The sequence below is a fragment of the Stappia sp. P2PMeth1 genome, from assembly GCF_900185735.1.
In the GTDB taxonomy this organism is placed as follows: domain Bacteria; phylum Pseudomonadota; class Alphaproteobacteria; order Rhizobiales; family Stappiaceae; genus Stappia.
Genome location: NZ_FYAW01000021.1, coordinates 76709 through 93556 on the forward strand (window position 1 = coordinate 76709; position 16848 = coordinate 93556).

The 16848-nt window shown below is 69.2% G+C and carries 16 protein-coding genes; 11 read left to right on the top strand and 5 right to left on the bottom strand.

Annotation, left to right across the window (positions count from 1 at the left end; translation table 11 throughout):
* Positions 1-189: 189 nt before the first annotated feature.
* Genes P2PM1_RS14155 through P2PM1_RS14170 form a run of 4 tightly spaced genes read left to right on the top strand, consistent with a single transcriptional unit; the run spans position 190 to position 2515 of the window.
* Positions 190-462: a phosphopantetheine-binding protein gene (locus tag P2PM1_RS14155; RefSeq protein ID WP_186389255.1), complete on the top strand. Its 273-nt coding sequence runs from the start codon at positions 190-192 to the stop codon at positions 460-462.
* Positions 459-1676, top strand: a complete 1218-nt coding sequence (locus P2PM1_RS14160) for a beta-ketoacyl synthase (protein WP_186399489.1) — start codon at positions 459-461, stop codon at positions 1674-1676. Before P2PM1_RS14155 ends, P2PM1_RS14160 begins: the two co-directional genes overlap by 4 nt.
* A gap of 3 nt (positions 1677-1679) precedes the next feature.
* The gene (locus P2PM1_RS14165; protein WP_186399490.1) at positions 1680-2099 is read left to right on the top strand and encodes a hypothetical protein; all 420 of its coding nucleotides are present in this window, start codon (positions 1680-1682) and stop codon (positions 2097-2099) included.
* Complete coding sequence (locus P2PM1_RS14170; protein ID WP_186399491.1) at positions 2096-2515, top strand: MaoC family dehydratase; 420 nt, start codon at positions 2096-2098, stop codon at positions 2513-2515. The genes P2PM1_RS14165 and P2PM1_RS14170 overlap by 4 nt, the downstream gene beginning before the upstream one ends.
* A gap of 3 nt (positions 2516-2518) precedes the next feature.
* Here P2PM1_RS14170 and P2PM1_RS14175 read toward each other — a convergent pair whose 3' ends face one another.
* From P2PM1_RS14175 to P2PM1_RS14195, 5 genes are all read right to left on the bottom strand, one after another.
* Positions 2519-3040, bottom strand: a complete 522-nt coding sequence (locus P2PM1_RS14175; protein ID WP_186399492.1) for a DUF2478 domain-containing protein — start codon at positions 3038-3040, stop codon at positions 2519-2521.
* A gap of 118 nt (positions 3041-3158) precedes the next feature.
* Positions 3159-4328: a mannonate dehydratase gene (uxuA, locus tag P2PM1_RS14180; protein ID WP_186399493.1), complete on the bottom strand. Its 1170-nt coding sequence runs from the start codon at positions 4326-4328 to the stop codon at positions 3159-3161.
* Positions 4329-4377: 49 nt separating this feature from the next.
* Entirely contained in the window at positions 4378-5130 is a 753-nt protein-coding gene (locus tag P2PM1_RS14185) for an FCD domain-containing protein (RefSeq protein WP_186399494.1), read from the bottom strand.
* Positions 5127-6944, bottom strand: coding sequence for a glycoside hydrolase family 2 protein (locus tag P2PM1_RS14190; protein ID WP_186399495.1), 1818 nt, complete (start codon positions 6942-6944; stop codon positions 5127-5129). The genes P2PM1_RS14185 and P2PM1_RS14190 overlap by 4 nt, the downstream gene beginning before the upstream one ends.
* Before the next feature lie 108 nt (positions 6945-7052).
* The gene (locus P2PM1_RS14195; RefSeq protein ID WP_186389247.1) at positions 7053-8033 is read right to left on the bottom strand and encodes a TRAP transporter substrate-binding protein; all 981 of its coding nucleotides are present in this window, start codon (positions 8031-8033) and stop codon (positions 7053-7055) included.
* A 240-nt stretch (positions 8034-8273) separates the two neighbouring features.
* On the opposite strand from P2PM1_RS14195, the gene P2PM1_RS14200 reads away from it, so the two are divergent.
* The 7 genes from P2PM1_RS14200 (at position 8274) to P2PM1_RS14230 (ending at position 16588) form a co-directional block, all read left to right on the top strand.
* Positions 8274-8894 (top strand): TRAP transporter small permease, encoded by a 621-nt coding sequence (locus tag P2PM1_RS14200; RefSeq protein WP_208985280.1) that lies wholly within the window; start codon positions 8274-8276, stop codon positions 8892-8894.
* Between the two features lie 12 nt (positions 8895-8906).
* Positions 8907-10208, top strand: a complete 1302-nt coding sequence (locus tag P2PM1_RS14205; RefSeq protein ID WP_186399496.1) for a TRAP transporter large permease — start codon at positions 8907-8909, stop codon at positions 10206-10208.
* A 16-nt stretch (positions 10209-10224) separates the two neighbouring features.
* A complete protein-coding gene (locus P2PM1_RS14210; RefSeq protein ID WP_186399497.1) occupies positions 10225-12615 on the top strand; it encodes a TIM-barrel domain-containing protein in 2391 nt (796 codons plus the stop codon).
* Between the two features lies 1 nt (position 12616).
* Positions 12617-14128 carry a mannitol dehydrogenase family protein gene (locus P2PM1_RS14215; protein WP_186399498.1) on the top strand — a complete coding sequence of 504 codons (1512 nt, stop codon included), beginning with the start codon at positions 12617-12619 and terminating at the stop codon, positions 14126-14128.
* Entirely contained in the window at positions 14125-15537 is a 1413-nt protein-coding gene (uxaC, locus tag P2PM1_RS14220) for a glucuronate isomerase (protein ID WP_186399499.1), read from the top strand. The genes P2PM1_RS14215 and uxaC overlap by 4 nt, the downstream gene beginning before the upstream one ends.
* A gap of 152 nt (positions 15538-15689) precedes the next feature.
* Entirely contained in the window at positions 15690-16061 is a 372-nt protein-coding gene (locus P2PM1_RS14225) for a helix-turn-helix transcriptional regulator (RefSeq protein WP_186399500.1), read from the top strand.
* Positions 16058-16588 carry an SRPBCC family protein gene (locus P2PM1_RS14230; RefSeq protein WP_186399501.1) on the top strand — a complete coding sequence of 177 codons (531 nt, stop codon included), beginning with the start codon at positions 16058-16060 and terminating at the stop codon, positions 16586-16588. Before P2PM1_RS14225 ends, P2PM1_RS14230 begins: the two co-directional genes overlap by 4 nt.
* Positions 16589-16848: the final 260 nt, after the last annotated feature.

The window sequence follows — 16848 nt, forward strand, 5'->3', positions numbered from 1 at the left end:
ACGTCAATAGTGGAGCCGCCGCGATCCCGCAAGCCGCGCGGCCAGGCGCGCGAAGGGAGGCGGCCTGCCGGCACCCGCCGGGAGGGGCGCCGGGGCGCGACCTTATTTTCACTTTCCTGCTGGAACCAAGTCGGCTTACCCCTTATGACATCGGCAAAACACGTTGCAAATCGCAGGTACGAGGCTGACATGGCACAAACGGCCGAGGGGATGGATAGCGCAACGATCGAGCGCCTGCTCGATCTGGTGGCGAAGGAAGGCATGGTCGGGCGCGAGGCCTTGGTGCCGGAAGCCAGCTTCGAGGATCTCGGCATCCAGTCCGCCGATATGGTCGTCATCCTGATGGCGATCGAGGAGGAATTCGGCGTCTATATTCCCGTCGACGGCGATCTGGCCGAGGCCAGCACGGTGGGCGACTTCCTCAAGGTGCTCGCCGCGCGGATGAAGGAAGCCGCCGCGTGACGGCGGCAGGCCGGCGCGTCGTCGTCACCGGACTGGGCGCGATCACCGCTGCCGGCTCCGGGGTGCCCGCCCTGTGGGAGGCCGCGCGCGAGGGTCGCAGCGGCGTGTCGGACTTCCGCCTCGACCGCTATCCGCGCCAGCGCATCACCCGCGCCGCGCATATCGCCGGTTTCGATCCGGCCGCGCATCTGAGCGAGCAGGAGCTCAAGACCACCGACCGTTTCGCGCAGCTCGCGCTGGTCGCCGCCGACGAGGCGCTGAAACACGCCGGCCTCGACACGGGCGCGCCGCTCGGCCCCCGCTTCGGCGCGATCATCGGCTCGGGCATCGGCGGCTCCTGGACCACCGACGACGGGCACTATGCCTTCTACGTCACCGAGACGCGCACCGACCTGCTGACCATCGCCAAGGTGATGCCGAACGCCGCCGCCTCGCAGATCAGCATGCGCTACGGCGTGCGCGGCCCCTCGCTGGCGATCTCCAGCGCCTGCGCCTCCGGCACCCAGGCGGTCGGCTACGGCTTGCAGATGATCCGCGCCGGCATGGCCGACGCCATGCTGGTGGGCGGCAGCGAGGCGCTGCTGACGCCGGCGACCTTCCGCGCCTGGGAGGTGCTGCGGGTGATGGCGCCGGAAACCTGCCGGCCGTTCTCCGACAAGCGCAACGGCATGGTGCTGGGCGAAGGCGCCGCCGTGCTGGTGATCGAGGAGCTGGAGCACGCCTTGAAGCGCGGGGCGACGCCGCTGGCCGAGATCGCCGGCTACGGCACGACCAGCGATGCCGGCGACCTGCTGCGCCCGACGGTCGAGGGACCGGCCGCCGCCATGGCCAATGCGCTGGCCGATGCCGGCCTGACGCCGCGGGACATCGGCTATGTCAACGCCCATGGCACCGGCACGGTGCTCAACGACATTTCCGAGAGCGAGGCGCTGCGCCAGGTGTTCGGCGCCCATATCGGCGAGGTTTCCGTCTCCTCGACCAAGCCGATCCACGGCCATGCCTTGGGCGCGGCGGGCGCCATCGAACTGGTGATCACCGTCCAGGCGCTGCGCGACAACATCGCCCCGCCGACGATCAACTGGCTGGCGCCGGACCCCAAATGCCTGGCCGACCCGGTGCCCAACACCGCGCGCGCCCGGCCGATCGATGCGGCGATCAGCAATTCCTTCGCCTTCGGCGGGATCAACGCCACCATCGCCATCCGGAGGGTGTGACCGATGGGCGGAGCGGGCGACACGGGCTGGACCGGGATCGCCGAGCTGGAGCTTGCGACGGACCGTGCCGCCGTCGCCGCCTTCGCCGCCGCGCTCGGGGCCCCCGCCGAGCCGGTGCCTGCCGAACTGGTGCCGGCAACCTATGCCTTCACCGTGTTCTCCCATCCCAAGGTGCTGGCGCAACTGGCGGACCTCGCCGCCGAGCGCGCCGCCGCGCTGGTCCACCAGGCGCAGGACTTCGTCTTCCACGCGCCGCTGCAGATGGACCGCCGCTACACGGTCGCCGTCGACTGGAAGCGGCACGAGGAGCGCGCCGACCGCCTCACCCTGCGCGGCCGGGTGCGCGGCGAGACGGAGGGCACGTTCCTGCAGGAGTTTCGCGCCGAGATCGTGCTGTTCGAGAATCGCGAGCGCGCGCCATGAGCACCCTTGCCGTCGGCCACCGCTTCGACGACACGAAGCTTGCGATCCTCGATGCGGCGGCCGTCGCCGCCTATGCGCAGGCCTCCGGCGACCGCAACCCGATCCATCTCGATGCGGCGGCCGCCCGCGCCGCCGGCCTGCCCGGCCCCATCGTCCACGGCATGCTGGTGATGGGCCGCCTTGAGGGCGCGATCCGGAACTGGCTGCCGGGCGCGCGGCTCAAAGGCCTCTCCACCCGCTTCGTCAAGCCGCTGGCGGTCGGCGACGGCATTGTCATCGGCGGGCGCCTCGCGCGGATCCGTCCGCTGGAGGGCGGAGGCACGGAGCTGGTCCTGCGCCTCACCATCGCCAATGGCGCCGGCACGATGATCTGCATCGGTGAGGCCGTGCTGGAAAGCGTCGCGCTGACGGGCTGAGCCTTACGCGTCCTCGGAGACGGTGGCGACGGCGGCATCCGCCCAGGCCGCGATGGCCTCGACATCGGCCGGCAGCCGGGTCGCCATGTCGCCGCAGAAGTCGAGGAAGGCCGGCAGGTTGAGCCCGTTGACGCCGACGATGACCGCCATGCCGGCGGCCAGCGCCTCGGCGATCACGTCGCGAAAGCCCCTGCCCTCGGCCTCCTGCTTGCCGAACTTGTTGATCATCAGCACGTCGCCGCCGCCGGCGAGCCGTGCGGCGGTCTCGCCGACCGCCTGTTCCAGCCCCTGCGGATCGAGACGGCAGCCGCGCGACTGCGGCCCCAGCGACTGCGAGATGCGGATCAAGGGCCCGTCCGGCAGCACCTTGACGTCCATGTCGCAAGGGCGGTCGTCCTCGCAGGCGGTGTTGATCTGGACGACGCCGAGGACCCGCAAGCCGCGCCCCTCGAGCCGCTCAGTGACCCGGGCGAGCACCGTATCCATGTCGCCGCGTCCGGCAGACGTCGTGTAGGCCAGTCGCATGGTAAGGTCCGCTTCCCGTCCGCAGGCTGTCGATCCGCGCCGTGGCGGATCCCTTGCACGGACAGGTATCGCAGACCTTGACCGGCCGAGGCAAGAGTATCGGGGGCGGAAGACCCGTTTACAAGCTCGGCAGCAGCGCCGCGACGGCCCGCTCGACGCCGCGAAGCTCGGCAAGACCGCGCAGCCGGCCGATCGCCGGATAGCCCGGCGTCGACACCCGGCGCAGGTCGTCGAGCAACTGGTGGCCGTGGTCGGGCCGCATCGGCAGGGCAAGGTCGCGCCGCCGCTCGAGGCGCACCACCTGCGAAATCACCGCGACCATGTCGACATCGCCGTCGAGATGGGCGGCCTCGTGGAAGCTGCGCCCGTCCGCCTCGCGCTTCGTCGCCCGCAGATGCAGGAAATGCACCCGCTCGCCGAACCGCGCCAGCATCGCCGGCAGGTCGTTGTCCGCCCGCACCCCGTAGGAGCCGGTGCAGAAGGTGAAGCCGTTGGCCGGGCTCGCCGACATTGCCGCGATGGCCGCCATGTCGGCCTCGCAGGAGACGATGCGCGGCAGGCCGAACAGCGCACGCGGCGGGTCGTCCGGATGGATGGCGAGCACCGCCCCGGCCCGCTCCGCCGCCGGCAGGACGATGGCGAGGAAGGCGGCAAGCTGGCCGCGCAGGGCGGCCGCGTCGATGCCGGCATAGGCGGCAAGCCGCGCGCGGAAGCTCTCCAGCGAGTAGCTTTCCTCCGAGCCCGGCAGGCCGGCGATGATCGTATCGGTGAGCCGGGCGATCTCGCCAGCGTCCATGCCGGCATGCAGGCGCCGGGCGGCCTCAATCTCGGCCGGCGCATAGTCGGCCTCGGCCCCCTCGCGCGCCAGGATGAACAGGTCGAAGGCGGCGAACCGCGCCTGGTCGAAGCGCAGGCAGCGGGCGCCGTCCGGGAGTTCATGCGCAAGCTCGGTGCGGGTCCAGTCGAGCACCGGCATGAAATTGTAGCAGATCGTGCGCACGCCCTCGGCGGCGAGATTCTCGACGCTTCTCGCCCAGGCCTCGGCATGGCGCTGCCAGCCGGGCGCCGCCGTCTTGATGTCCTCATGCACCGGGATGCTTTCCACCACGGCCCAGACGAGGCCGGCCGCCTCGATCATCTCGCGGCGGGCGCGGATCGCCTCGCGCGGCCACACGGTGCCGTTCGGCATGTCGTGCAGGGCCGTGACGATGCCGGTCGCGCCGGCCTGGCGGATGTCTGTGAGGGTGACCGGATCGGACGGGCCGAACCAGCGCCATGTCTGCTGCATTGCGTTCGTTTCCCTCGGGCGAGGAGATGAATGGGATCGACGGCGGCGGTCAGGTGCTTGCGGCGGCGACCGGCCCGCTGTCGAAGAGGTAGCCGTCGAATTGCGGATCATCGACATCCGACAGTTCGAGCAGGGTCTGGCGGACGTTTTCCAGGTGCTGCCACATGGCCTGGCGCGCGGCGCGCGGATCGCGGCATTGCAGGGCGGTGAGGATCGCCTGGTGATCCTCCAGCCACTGGCCGCGATAGCCGCTGTCGAAGATGCGGCTGTGCAGGCGCGCCCACATCGGGCTCTGTTCGCGCTTGCGCCACAGCTCGTCGATCATGTCGACCAAGACGCTGTTCTGCGTCGCCTCGGCGATCAGGTGATGGAACAGCTCGTCGCCGGAATAGTCTTCCGACCCGGTCTCGATGGCCTTGCGTTCCATGTCCAGCGCCTGGCGCATGCGCAGGATGTCGGCCTTGGTGACGGTCGAGGCGGCGAAGGCGGCGATGCTGCTCTCCAGCACCTGCCGGGCCTGCAGCAGCTCGAACGGGCCGATATCGCCGCCGCTGGTCGGGCTCTCGCCCGACGGCAGCCGCGCCACATAGATGCCCGAGCCCTTGCGGACATCGACGAAGCCCTCGATCTCCAGCATGATGACGGCCTCGCGCACCAGCGAGCGGCTGACGCCGAGTTCCTCCGACATCTGCCGTTCGGTCTTGATGCGGTCGCCGACCTTGTAGCCGCCGCTCGCCAACTCCCGCTTCAGGGCCTCCGCGACATCCTCGTAGCGCCGCTTGCCGCCCGCATCTCCGGTCATGCCATCTCCTCCCCGCCCGCCTCCGCGTCGCGGCGCTCGGCATAATAGGCCGACAGCACCGCGAAGGCGTCCTTGCGCGTCGCCTTGTCGGCGGCGATCAGGCCCTTCTTGTTGAAACCACGCTGGAAGATATTTTGCCGGCGTTCAACCCGGAAATCGTAGAGAATCCAAGGCGACATGCCCTTGACATAGGAGAGCGCGCGCAGGGTCTCGATCTGCTTTTCGTAGACCTCAGTCATATAAGCTTCGCTGAACAGGCCGCGCGCCGGGGCGCCCTCGCCGATGGCGCCGTCCGCCCCGGTCTCGGAGATGACCACCGGCTTGCCCGGATCGGAATTGCGGCCGATCTCGACGAGATCCTCGAAATTCTCCTCGTACCAGCCGTAATATTCGTTGATGCCGATCACGTCGATATGCTCGGCGAGCCGGTCCTCGATGCGGTTGCGGGCGTGGTTGACGAGGCAGGCGGCCGAGGTCAGGCGCGTCGGATCGAAGGCCTTGGCGGTGTCGGCGAGGCCCTTCATGAAGTCGAGCCGCGCGTCGGTGTCCGGATTCTCGTTGCCGACCGACCAGATGATGACGCTCGCCCGGTTGCGGTCGCGCTTGATCAGCTCGATGAGCTGGTTGCGCGCGTCGCGATAGGTCGCCGGATTGTCGAAGGCGATCGCCCAATAGACCGGGATCTCCTCCCACAGCAGGAAGCCGAGTTCGTCGGCCAGCCGCGCCGCCATCTCGTGATGCGGATAATGGGCAAGGCGCAGGTAATTGCAGTTGAGATCACGGGCATCGGCGAAGCGGCGGCGCAGGTCCGCCTCGCTCGTCACCTTGCCGAGCTCGCGGTCGTCCTCATGCACGGAAATGCCGCGCAGGAACAGCGAGCGGCCGTTGAGGCGGATCTCGTCGCCGACCCGCTCGATCTGGCGGAAGCCAATGCGGTCCTCGACCCGGTCGTCGCCGGCGGCAAGCGACACGGCATAGAGCCTCGGGCTCTCCGGCGACCACAGCTCCGGGCGCGCCTCGACGAGGGCCTCGCCGCGGCCGTCGGCGCCGAGCGCGATCGTCTGGCGGATGCCGAGTTCGGCGATCTCCAGCACCGCCTCGCGCGCCCCGCCATCGACCTCGACGGCGGCGCGGATGCGGCGATAGCTGCCGTCCGGCACCAGATGCACGAAAAGGTCACGGATCACGCTCGTCGGCGTCTCAAAGAGCGAAACCTCGCGGTAGAGGCCGCCATAGTTGAACCAGTCGGTGTTGCGCATCGGCACGCGGTCGAGCGTGCGCGTGTTGTTGACCATCAGCATCAGCCAGTTGCGGCCGGGGCGCAGGTGGCCGGTCAACTCGCAGAAGAACGGCGTCGAGCCGCCATAATGGTTGCCGAGGAACGCACCGTTGAGGAAGACCTTGCAGTCGTACTGGGCAGCACCGACGCGCAGGAAGCGGCGGCCGGAGCCGAGGTCCTGCGGCATGTCGAGCGGCCGGGTGTACCAGGCGCTGCCCTCGAAGAAGTACCACGTCTCTTTCAGCATCTGCCAGCAGGAGGGCACCGGCACGGTGTCGCCCTCATAGGGATCGTAGTCCCAGGGCTCGCTTCGCTCTTCCGCCGGCATCGGCTGCATGGCGAACCACTTCTGGCGCAGGCCGGTGTCGAGCAGGTCGACGCAGAAATTCCAGGCGCCGTCGAGGCTGACGGGCGTGCGGCCGCCGACGAAGATCATCGTCTCGTGATTGAGCGCCTGCGTGTTGTAGGGACGGTCATAGTCCTCGTCATGCAGAGCCTGCAGGGCGTTTTCGGCAAGGGCGGAACGTTCAAGCACGAGCGAACTCCGGAACGGCCCCTCTCGTCGGGGATGGGGGCAGGCGCGGACGGGGAAGGCCCGCGCCCCGGCACGCGGCCGGGACGCGGACAGCTTTCGGATGACGCCTTATTCGGCGGCGGCCTTGATCCGCTTGATCAGGTCGGCGACGCGCTCGGACTTGGCGGCGGCTTCCTCATGCATCGGCAGGACCTTCTCGACGAAGGGGGCCTTGTCGACCTCGATGAAGGTGACGCCGAGCTCGGACTTGGCGAGCTCGATGCCCTCGGCGACTTCCCGGTTCCAGTTGTCGCGGTGGAAGTCCATCGATTCGCGCGCGGCCTGCCGCAGCGCGGTCTGCTGCTGCTCGGTGAGCCCGTCCCAGGTCTGGGTGGAGACCATCACCACCGACGGGATCATCGTGTGCTCGTTGTTGGAATAGATCTTGGAGACCTCGCCATGGCGGGCGGTGGTCAGCGCCAGCGGGTTGTTCTCCGCGCCGTCGACGACACCCTGCTGCAGGGCGCTGTAGAGCTCGCCCCAGGCGATCGGGGTCGGGCTGGCGCCGAGCAGCTCGACCATGCGGATGGCCGACGGGCTCGGCTGCACGCGCATCTTCATGCCCTTGAGGTCGTCCGGCGTGCGGATTTCCTTGTTGGCGTAGAAGGAGCGGGCACCCTCGACATAAAAGGCGATGCCGACGAAGCCCTTGTCGTGCGAGGCGGCGAGAATGTCGTCGCCGATGTCGCCGGACAGGACCTTGTAGTAGTGGTCGTCATTGGCGAAGATGAAGGGCAGGTTCAGCGCCGCATAGGACTCCTCGAAGGCCTCCAGCTCGCTGGCGTTGGAGCGGGCCATGTCGAGCGTGCCGTTCTGCATCAGCTCCATCGACTCGCGCTGGTTGCCGAGCTGGGCATTGGCATAGACGCGGATCTTGATGTCGCCGCCGGTCAGCTCATTGACCCGCTCGGCCATGAATTCCATCGACTTGTGCAGCGGATGGTCTTCCGGATTGTTGTGGTTGAGCCGCAGCGTGCGGGCCTCGGCGGCGGACGCGAAGGCGATCAGGGCCGCGCCGGCGATGGCGGCGGCGCGAAGGGACATGCGCATGGGGTACCTCCCGGTTGTTGTGCGGCCGGAGCGGCAGTGCCGCCCCCGGCCTTGCGGGCCCGCGACTGGTCTGCCGGCCACACAGATTGGCCGACCAATTCAGGTCAGCTCGCCCCTGAGACTTCTTCAGAGCCGTCCTCATGTCAACCAGTTTTGAAAATTGGTTGACCAATTTTTGGAAATCGGCGATGTCAGAAACACCGCAGCCGTCTGTCGGCCAAGCGGACAAGACCGGCCCGCATGGACGGGCCGCAGACGGGAGGACACCATGGCAGCCACCGGCCTTTCGGCCCCGCCAAGGCGCGTTTCGCCATGAACGCCCTGAAGACCCGGATCGACCGGATCCTCGGCCTGCTGATCGCCGCCGTCTTCGCGGTGCTCGTCGCCTGTGTCGTCTGGCAGGTCGTCTCGCGCTATGTGCTCGGCACCCCGAGCACCGTCACCGACGAGATGGCCCGCTTCCTGTTCATGTGGACCGGCCTCATCGGCGCCGCCTATACGCTCGGCCAGGGCCGGCACCTGGCCATCGACGTGCTGCCGCTGATGGTCAGCGCCCGCGCCGCCCGGGCGCTCGCGGTCCTCGTCATGCTGCTGATCGCCGGCTTCGCCGCCCTCGTCATGGTCTATGGCGGCATCCAGTTGATGTCGCGGACCCTGGCGACCGGCCAGGTCTCGCCGGCCCTGCGCATCCCCATGGGCTATGTCTACGGCGCCATCCCCTTCTCCGGCGGGATGATCCTGTTCTATTGCGCCTGGTTCCTCGTCGGCTATGCCCGCGGCGAGCCCCACCCGACCGATACCGACGCCGATACCGACGCTGATACCGATCCTGGCACGCCCGCCGGCGGCCGGCGGGACTGAGGAGCCGACCAGATGGAACTGCAGAGCGCACTCACCCTGTTCGGGTCCTTCGGGCTGCTGATGGCGGTCGGCGTGCCGATCGCCTTCGCCATCGGCATCGCCACGGTCGTGACCTTCATGCTGTTCATGACCTTCAACCAGTCGGTCTACATCACCGCCCAGCAGATGGCCTCCGGCCTCGACAGCTTCACCCTGCTGGCGATTCCCTTCTTCATCCTGGCCGGCAACATCATGAATCGCGGCGGCATCGCCCTGCGGCTGATCGAATTCGCCAAGGTGCTCGGCGGCCGGCTGCCCGGCTCGCTCGCCCATTGCAACGTGCTGGCCAACATGATGTTCGGCTCGATCTCCGGCTCGGCCGTCGCCTCGGCCGCCGCCGTCGGCGGCGTCATGGCGCCGCTGCAGAAGAAGGAGGGCTACGCCCCCTCCTACTCGGCCGCCGTCAACATCGCCTCCTGCCCCACGGGCCTGTTGATCCCGCCCTCGACCACCTTCATCGTCTATTCGCTGATCACCAACGGCACCTCGATCGCCGCGCTGTTCGTCGCCGGCTACGTGCCCGGCATCCTGATGGGCCTCGGCATCATGACGGTGGCCGGCATCATCGCCAAGAAGCGCGGCTACCCGGTCGCCCCGCGCCCGAGCCTGGACGAGGTCGTGCGCAAGACGGCCGACGCGATCCTGCCGCTCGGCCTGATCTTCATCGTCATGGGCGGCATCATCGGCGGCGTCTTCACCGCCACCGAGGCCTCGGCCGCCGCCGTGGTCTACACCCTGTTCCTGGCGCTGGTCTGGTACCGGGAGATCAAGATCTCCGACCTGCCCGGCATCATCCTGGAATCGGCCGTCACCACCTCCATCGTGCTGCTGATGATCGGCTGCTCCATCGCCATGTCCAAGGTGATGGCCTTCGCCGACATCCCCTACACGATCTCCGACATCCTGCTCGGCCTGTCGGACAACCCGATCGTGCTGCTGCTGGTGATCAACCTCGCCCTGCTCGTCGTCGGCACCTTCATGGACATGACGCCGGCGCTGCTGATCTTCACGCCGATCTTCCTGCCGGTGGTGGCGGGCCTCGGCATGGACCCGGTGCATTTCGGCGTGGTGATGACCTTCAACCTGTGCATCGGCATCTGCACCCCGCCGGTCGGCTCGGCCCTGTTCGTCGGCTGCTCGGTCGCCAAGGTCTCGATCGGCGACGTGCTGAAGCCGCTGCTGCCCTTCTACGGCGTGCTGATCGCGATGCTGCTGCTGGTCACCTTCGTGCCCGAGCTGAGCCTCGCCCTGCCCCGCCTCCTGCTCGGATACTGATCCGCGGAGCCAGACAATGAAACCGCTGAAGACCTTCCGCCTCGAACGCCGCTTCGAGGACGGCATCGACCTTCGCGTCGATGGCCGCCACCTGATGACCGTCTTCGTCCTCGACGAGGCGCTCGTCCGCGTCACCCTGCGCAAGGACGGCGCGTTCCGACTCCCGCGGAGCTGGAGCGTCGCGCCGGAGCTTGCCCGCGGCGGCGCCGACGTGCCGTGGCAGGGTCGCGACCGGCTCGACCTGTCCGGCCATCCCTGCCCTCCCTTCACGCTGGAGGAGACGGAGGGCGGCCTGCGGCTTGAGACCTCCGTGCTGCGGCTCGACATCGCCGCCCCGCTCGCCTTCACCTGGTCGGCGCGGCAGGGCGACGGCCATTGGGCGGTGTTCGCCGAGGAGCGCCCGACCGGCGCCGTGCTGCTGGGCCTGCGCGACCACGCCCATGCGCATTTCCTGCTGCGCCATCCGGGCGAGAAGGTCTACGGGCTCGGCGAGAAGGCCGGCGACCTGGAGCGCTCGGGCCGCCGCTTCGAGATGCGCAATCTCGACGCCATGGGCTATGACGCGCGCAGCACCGACCCGCTCTACAAGCACATCCCCTTCACCGTGACCCGCACGCCGCAGGCCGGCAGCTTCGGCCTCTTCCACGACAATCTGGCGGGGTGCTGGTTCGACCTCGGCAACGAGCTCGACAATTACCACCGCCCCTACCGGGCCTACCGCGCCGCCGACGGCGATCTCGACTATTACATGAGCTGGGCGCCGGACGTGCTCGGCATCGTCAAGCGGCATGTGACGCTGACCGGCGGCACCGCCTTCCCGCCGCTGTGGACGCTCGGCTATTCCGGCTCGACCATGCATTACACCGATGCGGAGAACGCGCAGGAGCAGCTTCAGGGCTTCGTCCGGCTGATCGAGGAACACGATATTCCCTGCGACAGTTTCCAGCTTTCCTCCGGCTACACCTCGATCGGGCCGAAGCGCTACGTCTTCAACTGGAACCACGCCAAGGTGCCGGACCCCAAGGCGATGTCGGCGAGTTTCGCTGCCGCCGGCCTGCATCTCGCCGCCAACATCAAGCCCTGCCTGCTGCAGGACCATCCGCGCTACGCCGAAGCGGCCGAAGCGGGCCTCTTCGTGCGCGACAGCGAGACCGGCGCGCCGGAGCGCTCGCCCTTCTGGGACGACGAGGGCTCGCATCTCGACTTCACCAACCCGGCGACGGTGCGCTGGTGGCAGGACAACGTCACCGCCAAGCTGCTCGACAACGGCATCGGCTCGACCTGGAACGACAACAACGAATACGAGGTGTGGGACGCGCAGGCGCGCTGCCACGGCTTCGGCGAGGAGATCGGCATCGGCCTGATCCGCCCGCTGATGCCGGTGCTGATGACCCGCGCCAGCCGCGAAGCGCAACTGGCGCATGCCCCGCACCGGCGGCCCTACCTGATCTCGCGCTCCGGCGCGCCGGGGCTGCAGCGCTACGCCCAGACCTGGTCCGGCGACAACCGCACCGACTGGGCGACGCTGCGCTACAACATCCGCATGGGCCTCGGCATGTCGCTGTCCGGCCTCTACAATATCGGCCACGACGTCGGCGGCTTCGCCGGCCCGCGGCCTGACCCGGAACTGTTCGTCCGCTGGGTGCAGAACGGCATCTTCCACCCGCGTTTCACCATCCATTCCTGGAACGACGACGGCACAGTCAACGAACCCTGGATGTATCCGCAGGCGACCGACCTGGTGCGCGAGGCGATCCGCTTCCGCTACCGCCTCGTCCCCTATCTCTACACCGCCCTGCACCAGGCGGTGGCCGCGCATGAGCCGATGCTGCGCCCGACCTTCCTCGACCACGAGCACGATCCGCGCTGCTTCGAGGAATGCGACGAGTTCCTGATCGGCCGCGACCTCCTGGTCGCCAGCGTCGTCGATCCGGGCGCGGCGGAGCGCCGCCTCTACCTGCCGGACAACGGCAGCGGCTGGTGGGACTTCTGGACCGGCACCTGGCATGCCGGCGGCCGCGAGGTGACGGTGCCGGTGACGCTCGCCTCCATGCCGCTCTTCGTGCGCGCCGGCGCGGTGCTGCCGCTCGCCGACGGCCTGTCGCGCGCCGACGCCGCGCGCGACACGCGGCGCACGCTGGCGCTGTTCCCCGCGCCCGGCCCCCATGCCGGCGTCAGCCTCGAATATGCCGATGACGGCCTGACCGTCGACGCGCCCCATGCCCTGACCCGCATGGAGCTGGCAAGCGATGCGGATGGCCTGCGCCTGTCGCTGGCGCGCAGCGGAGATTACCGCCCGGCCTTCGACACGGTGACCGTCGTGCTGCCGGCCGGCGAGACCCGCCCGCTCACCGTCAACGGGCGCCCTGCCGCGTCCGGCGACAGCGTATCCCTTGCCGGAGACTGAGATGCCGCATCCCGCAAGCGCACCCGCGGGCGATGCCGTGCGCATCGTCCATCCGATCCATGACCGCGGAGCCTTGCGCGGCCGCATCCTGCATCTCGGCTTCGGCGCCTTCGCCCGCGCCTTCCTGTCGACCATCCTCGACGAGACGCTGGACGCGATGTCGGCGGACGGCGCGGCCGATTGGGGCCCAGACTGGGGAATGATCGCGGTGCGGGTCAACTCCGGCGTCGAGGAGCTCGACGCGCTGGAGGCGGCCGACCTGCACCACTGGGTGGTCGCGGCCGACGACAGCGGCATGACGGCGCGGCGCGTCGAGGCGCTGGCCGGCACCTGCCATCCGCTGCGCGACGGGAGCGAGGCGCTGTTCGCGCGCTTTACCGCGCCGGAGCTTGCCATCGTCACGCTGACCATCACCGAAAAGGGCTACTGTTCGCGCGGCGGCCGGCTTGATACCGAGCATGAGGGCATCCGCCTGGATCTCGCCGCGCCGAACACCCCGCAGACCGCCGTCGGCGTGCTGGTCGAGGGGCTGGCGCGGCGGCGGCAGGCCGGCCTTGGCGGCCTCACGCTGCTGTCCTGCGACAACCTGCCGGAAAACGGCGCCGTCTGCCGCGCGGTGGTGGAGGAGTTCGCCGCCCGCCGCGATCCGGCGCTGGCCGAGTGGATCGCCGCCAACGTCACCTTCCCCTGCACCATGGTCGACCGGATCGTGCCGGCGCTGGACGAGGACGGGCGGGCGCTGCTCGCCGAACTCGGGCTCGGCGACGCGCCGGGCATCGTCTGCGAACCGTTCCGGCAATGGGTGATCGAGGACGATTTCGCTGCCGGACGCCCGCCGTTTGAGTTGGCCGGCGCCGAATTCGTCGCCGACGTGCGCCCCTTCGAGGAGATGAAGCTGCGCATGCTCAACGGCAGCCACTCCTTCCTCGCCTATCTCGGCGCGCTGGCCGGCCGGCGCACCATCTCCGACTGCATGGCCGACCCGCTGCTGGCCGGCGCCGCGCGCGGGCTGATGCTGGCCGAACAGGCGCCGACCCTGTCGATGCCGCAGGGCGTCGACCTTGCCGCCTATGCCGAGGCGCTGCTCGCCCGCTTCGCCAACAGCCGGCTGAAGCACCGCACCACCCAGATCGCCACCGACGGCAGCCAGAAGCTGCCGCAGCGCCTGCTCGCGCCGATCCGCCATCACCTGGAGACCGGCACGCCCTGGCCGCGCCTGGCGCTCGGCGTCGCCGGCTGGCTGGCCTATTGCCGGGGCGTGGCGCAGGACGGCACACCGCTGCCGCTGAACGATCCGCTGGCCGAGCGGATCCGCGCCATCTCGCAGGCGGCCGGCGACGAGCGCGCCTATCTGCGCGAGATGCTGTCCTTACGCGAGGTGTTCGCCGCCGAGCTTGCCGGACGGGCGGATTTCGCCGGCGCCATCGAGGCGGCCTATCTGGAACTGCGCGAGCACGGGGTAGAGGCCGCCCTTGCCCGCCTTGCCGAGACCCCACGGGAGAGCGAGCGGTGAAGACCTTCCTTGGAGACGATTTCCTGCTGTCGAGCGACAGCGCCGCCTGGCTCTATCACGAGGTCGCGGCGCCCCTGCCGATCGTCGACTACCACAACCACCTGCCGCCGGCCGACATCGCCGCCGACACGCGCTGGGACACGCTCGGCCGGATCTGGCTGGAGGGCGACCACTACAAGTGGCGGGCGATGCGCTGGGCCGGCATCGACGAACGGCTGATCACCGGCGAGGCGGATTTCGCCGAGAAATACCAGGCCTTCGCCGCCGCCATGCCGCGCTTCGTCGGCAACCCGCTGTATCACTGGTCGCATCTGGAGCTGGCCCGCTGTTTCGGCATGGCGGGCGTGGTGCTCGATGCCCGCAGCGCCGGCAAGGTGTGGGACGCGGCCAACCGCCAGCTCGCCGCGCCCAGTCACTCCGCCCGCGGCCTGCTGCGCGCCATGAAGGTCGAACTGGTCGGCACCACCGACGATCCCTGCGACACGCTGGAGCACCATATCGCCCTCAAGGACGATCCGGCCCTCGGCTTCCGGATGGTGCCGAGCTTCCGCCCGGACCGGGCCTTCAAGATCGAGCTCGACGGCTTTCCCGCCTATCTGGAGCGGCTCGGCGCGGCGGCCGGAACTCCGATCCGCAGTTTTGAGGACCTGATCGGCGCGCTGACCGCCCGGCTCGACCATTTCGTCGCCGCCGGCTGCCGGGCGAGCGACCACGGCATCGAGATCCTGCGCCAGGGCCGCGACAGCGGCGCCGCCCGGCTCGACGCGATCCTCGCCAAGCGGCTGGCGGGCGGAGCGCTCGCCGAGGACGAGATCGCCGATTTCCAGACCTCGGTGCTGCTGGCGCTGGGGCGCGCCTATGCCAGCCGCAATCTCGTCATGCAGCTCCATATCGGCGCGATCCGCAACACTCGTTCGCGTCTGTTCGCCGGCATCGGCCCGGATGCGGGCGGCGATTCCATCGCCGACCTGCCGCTGGCCGGCCCGCTCAACGCCCTGCTCGACGGGCTCGACCGCACCGGCGAACTGCCGCGCACGATCCTTTACTGCCTCGATCCGACCCGCAACGAGGTGATCGTCACCACCGCCGGCAATTTCCAGGACGGCACGGTGGCGGGCAAGGTGCAGGCCGGCTCCGGCTGGTGGTTCAACGACCAGATCGACGGCATGGCGCGGCAGATGACCCAGCTCGCGCAGATGGGGCTGCTGTCGACCTTTGTCGGCATGCTGACCGACAGCCGCTCCTTCCTCTCCTCCCCCCGCCACGAATATTTCCGCCGCCTGCTCTGCGACATGGTCGGCGGATGGATGGAACAGGGCCTGATGCCGCCCGACCGGGAGATGGCGGCCGGCCTCGTCGCCGACATCTGCTACGACAATGCCAGGCGCTGGTTCGTCGATCCGGCATGACAGGATGACGGCGTAACCTGCTGACTTTCCTAAGCTTCAAGATGCTCCAAGGGCCGGACGGCGGGTGCTGTCCGGCCCTTGTCGCGTCCGGCGCGCGCTTTCATTCAACTTTTCGGTTGACTCATTCGCCGGGACGGTCTTAATTCAACCTCATGGTTGAACAAGAAACACACCGGCTCGACGCCGTCTTTCACGCACTCGGCGATGCCACCCGCCGGCAGATGCTCCGCGCCCTCGCTGGGGGCGAGCGCAGCGTCAGCCAGCTTGCCGAGCCCTTCGACATGTCGCTGGCGGCGGCCTCCAAGCACGTCAAGGTGCTGGAAAAGGCCGGCCTGATCCGCCGCGAGGTGCGCTGGCGCACCCATACCTGCCGGCTGGAGCCGGGGCCGCTGGCCGGCGCCCATGACTGGCTCGGCTTCTACGAACGCTTCTGGACCGACCGCCTCGACGTGCTCGACGCGCTGCTGCGCGAGGAAAACGCCGGGAAACCGACTGCCAAACCGAAGGAAGGAGACACGACATGACATTGATGGAAAAGCCCGACGCCCATGGTGTGCTGACCGCGCCCGACACGCTGGAGATCCGCCGCGTGCTGCCCGCCCCGCCCGAGCGGGTCTGGGCCTGGCTCACCGACAGCGAATTGCGAAGCAAGTGGCTGGCCGCCGGCGAGATGACCCTGGTGCCCGGCGCCGAGTTCGAGTTCGTCTGGCGCAACGACGAGCTCACCGACCCGCCCGGCAAGCGGCCCGACGGCGCCAGCGAGGAACACCGCATGACCTGCCGGGTGATCTCGGCCGATCCGCCGCGCAGCCTCGCCATCACCTGGGGCACGGCGAGCAACGTGACCTTCACCCTCGCCCCGCGCGGCGAGGGCACGCTGCTCACCATCGTCCATGCCCGCCTGCCCGATCGTGGCTCGCTGCTCAGCGTCAGCTCCGGCTGGCATGCCCATCTCGACGTGCTGGTGGCGCTGGTCGAGAACCGCAAGCCCGCCCCGTTCTGGGACGCCTGCGCCGCGCTCAAGCAGGACTACGAGCGCCGCCTGCCCTGATCGCGCGGGGGACGCCGACAACATCCGGCCGGCGGGAGCCCTCCCCGCCGGCCGCCTGCGTTTCGGCGGCCGAATCTTCCGCTGCGACAACCTGAAGTCACCCTTCTCGAGACTTGACACCCCCAGCGTTCTCGCGCCCCATCTGGGCACGCCTTGCGGCCCGCGAGAATCGCACTCGCGGGAACCGGGCCCCAAGACCCGGCATCCACGCCCCGGCTCAGAGAGCCGCGGCACCGCAAGACGCGGCCCAACGGGCCCGA

Bases quoted from the DNA above. Each gene is read 5' to 3' on its own strand.
- P2PM1_RS14155 (WP_186389255.1), top strand. From the start codon at position 190: ATGGCACAAACGGCCGAGGGGATGGATAGCGCAACGATCGAGCGCCTG.
- P2PM1_RS14165 (WP_186399490.1), top strand. From the start codon at position 1,680: ATGGGCGGAGCGGGCGACACGGGCTGGACCGGGATCGCCGAGCTGGAG.
- P2PM1_RS14170 (WP_186399491.1), top strand. From the start codon at position 2,096: ATGAGCACCCTTGCCGTCGGCCACCGCTTCGACGACACGAAGCTTGCG.
- P2PM1_RS14175 (WP_186399492.1), bottom strand. From the start codon at position 3,040: ATGCGACTGGCCTACACGACGTCTGCCGGACGCGGCGACATGGATACG.
- uxuA (WP_186399493.1), bottom strand. From the start codon at position 4,328: ATGCAGCAGACATGGCGCTGGTTCGGCCCGTCCGATCCGGTCACCCTC.
- P2PM1_RS14185 (WP_186399494.1), bottom strand. From the start codon at position 5,130: ATGACCGGAGATGCGGGCGGCAAGCGGCGCTACGAGGATGTCGCGGAG.
- P2PM1_RS14195 (WP_186389247.1), bottom strand. From the start codon at position 8,033: ATGCGCATGTCCCTTCGCGCCGCCGCCATCGCCGGCGCGGCCCTGATC.
- P2PM1_RS14200 (WP_208985280.1), top strand. From the start codon at position 8,274: ATGGACGGGCCGCAGACGGGAGGACACCATGGCAGCCACCGGCCTTTC.
- P2PM1_RS14205 (WP_186399496.1), top strand. From the start codon at position 8,907: ATGGAACTGCAGAGCGCACTCACCCTGTTCGGGTCCTTCGGGCTGCTG.
- P2PM1_RS14210 (WP_186399497.1), top strand. From the start codon at position 10,225: ATGAAACCGCTGAAGACCTTCCGCCTCGAACGCCGCTTCGAGGACGGC.
- P2PM1_RS14215 (WP_186399498.1), top strand. From the start codon at position 12,617: ATGCCGCATCCCGCAAGCGCACCCGCGGGCGATGCCGTGCGCATCGTC.
- P2PM1_RS14225 (WP_186399500.1), top strand. From the start codon at position 15,690: ATGGTTGAACAAGAAACACACCGGCTCGACGCCGTCTTTCACGCACTC.
- P2PM1_RS14230 (WP_186399501.1), top strand. From the start codon at position 16,058: ATGACATTGATGGAAAAGCCCGACGCCCATGGTGTGCTGACCGCGCCC.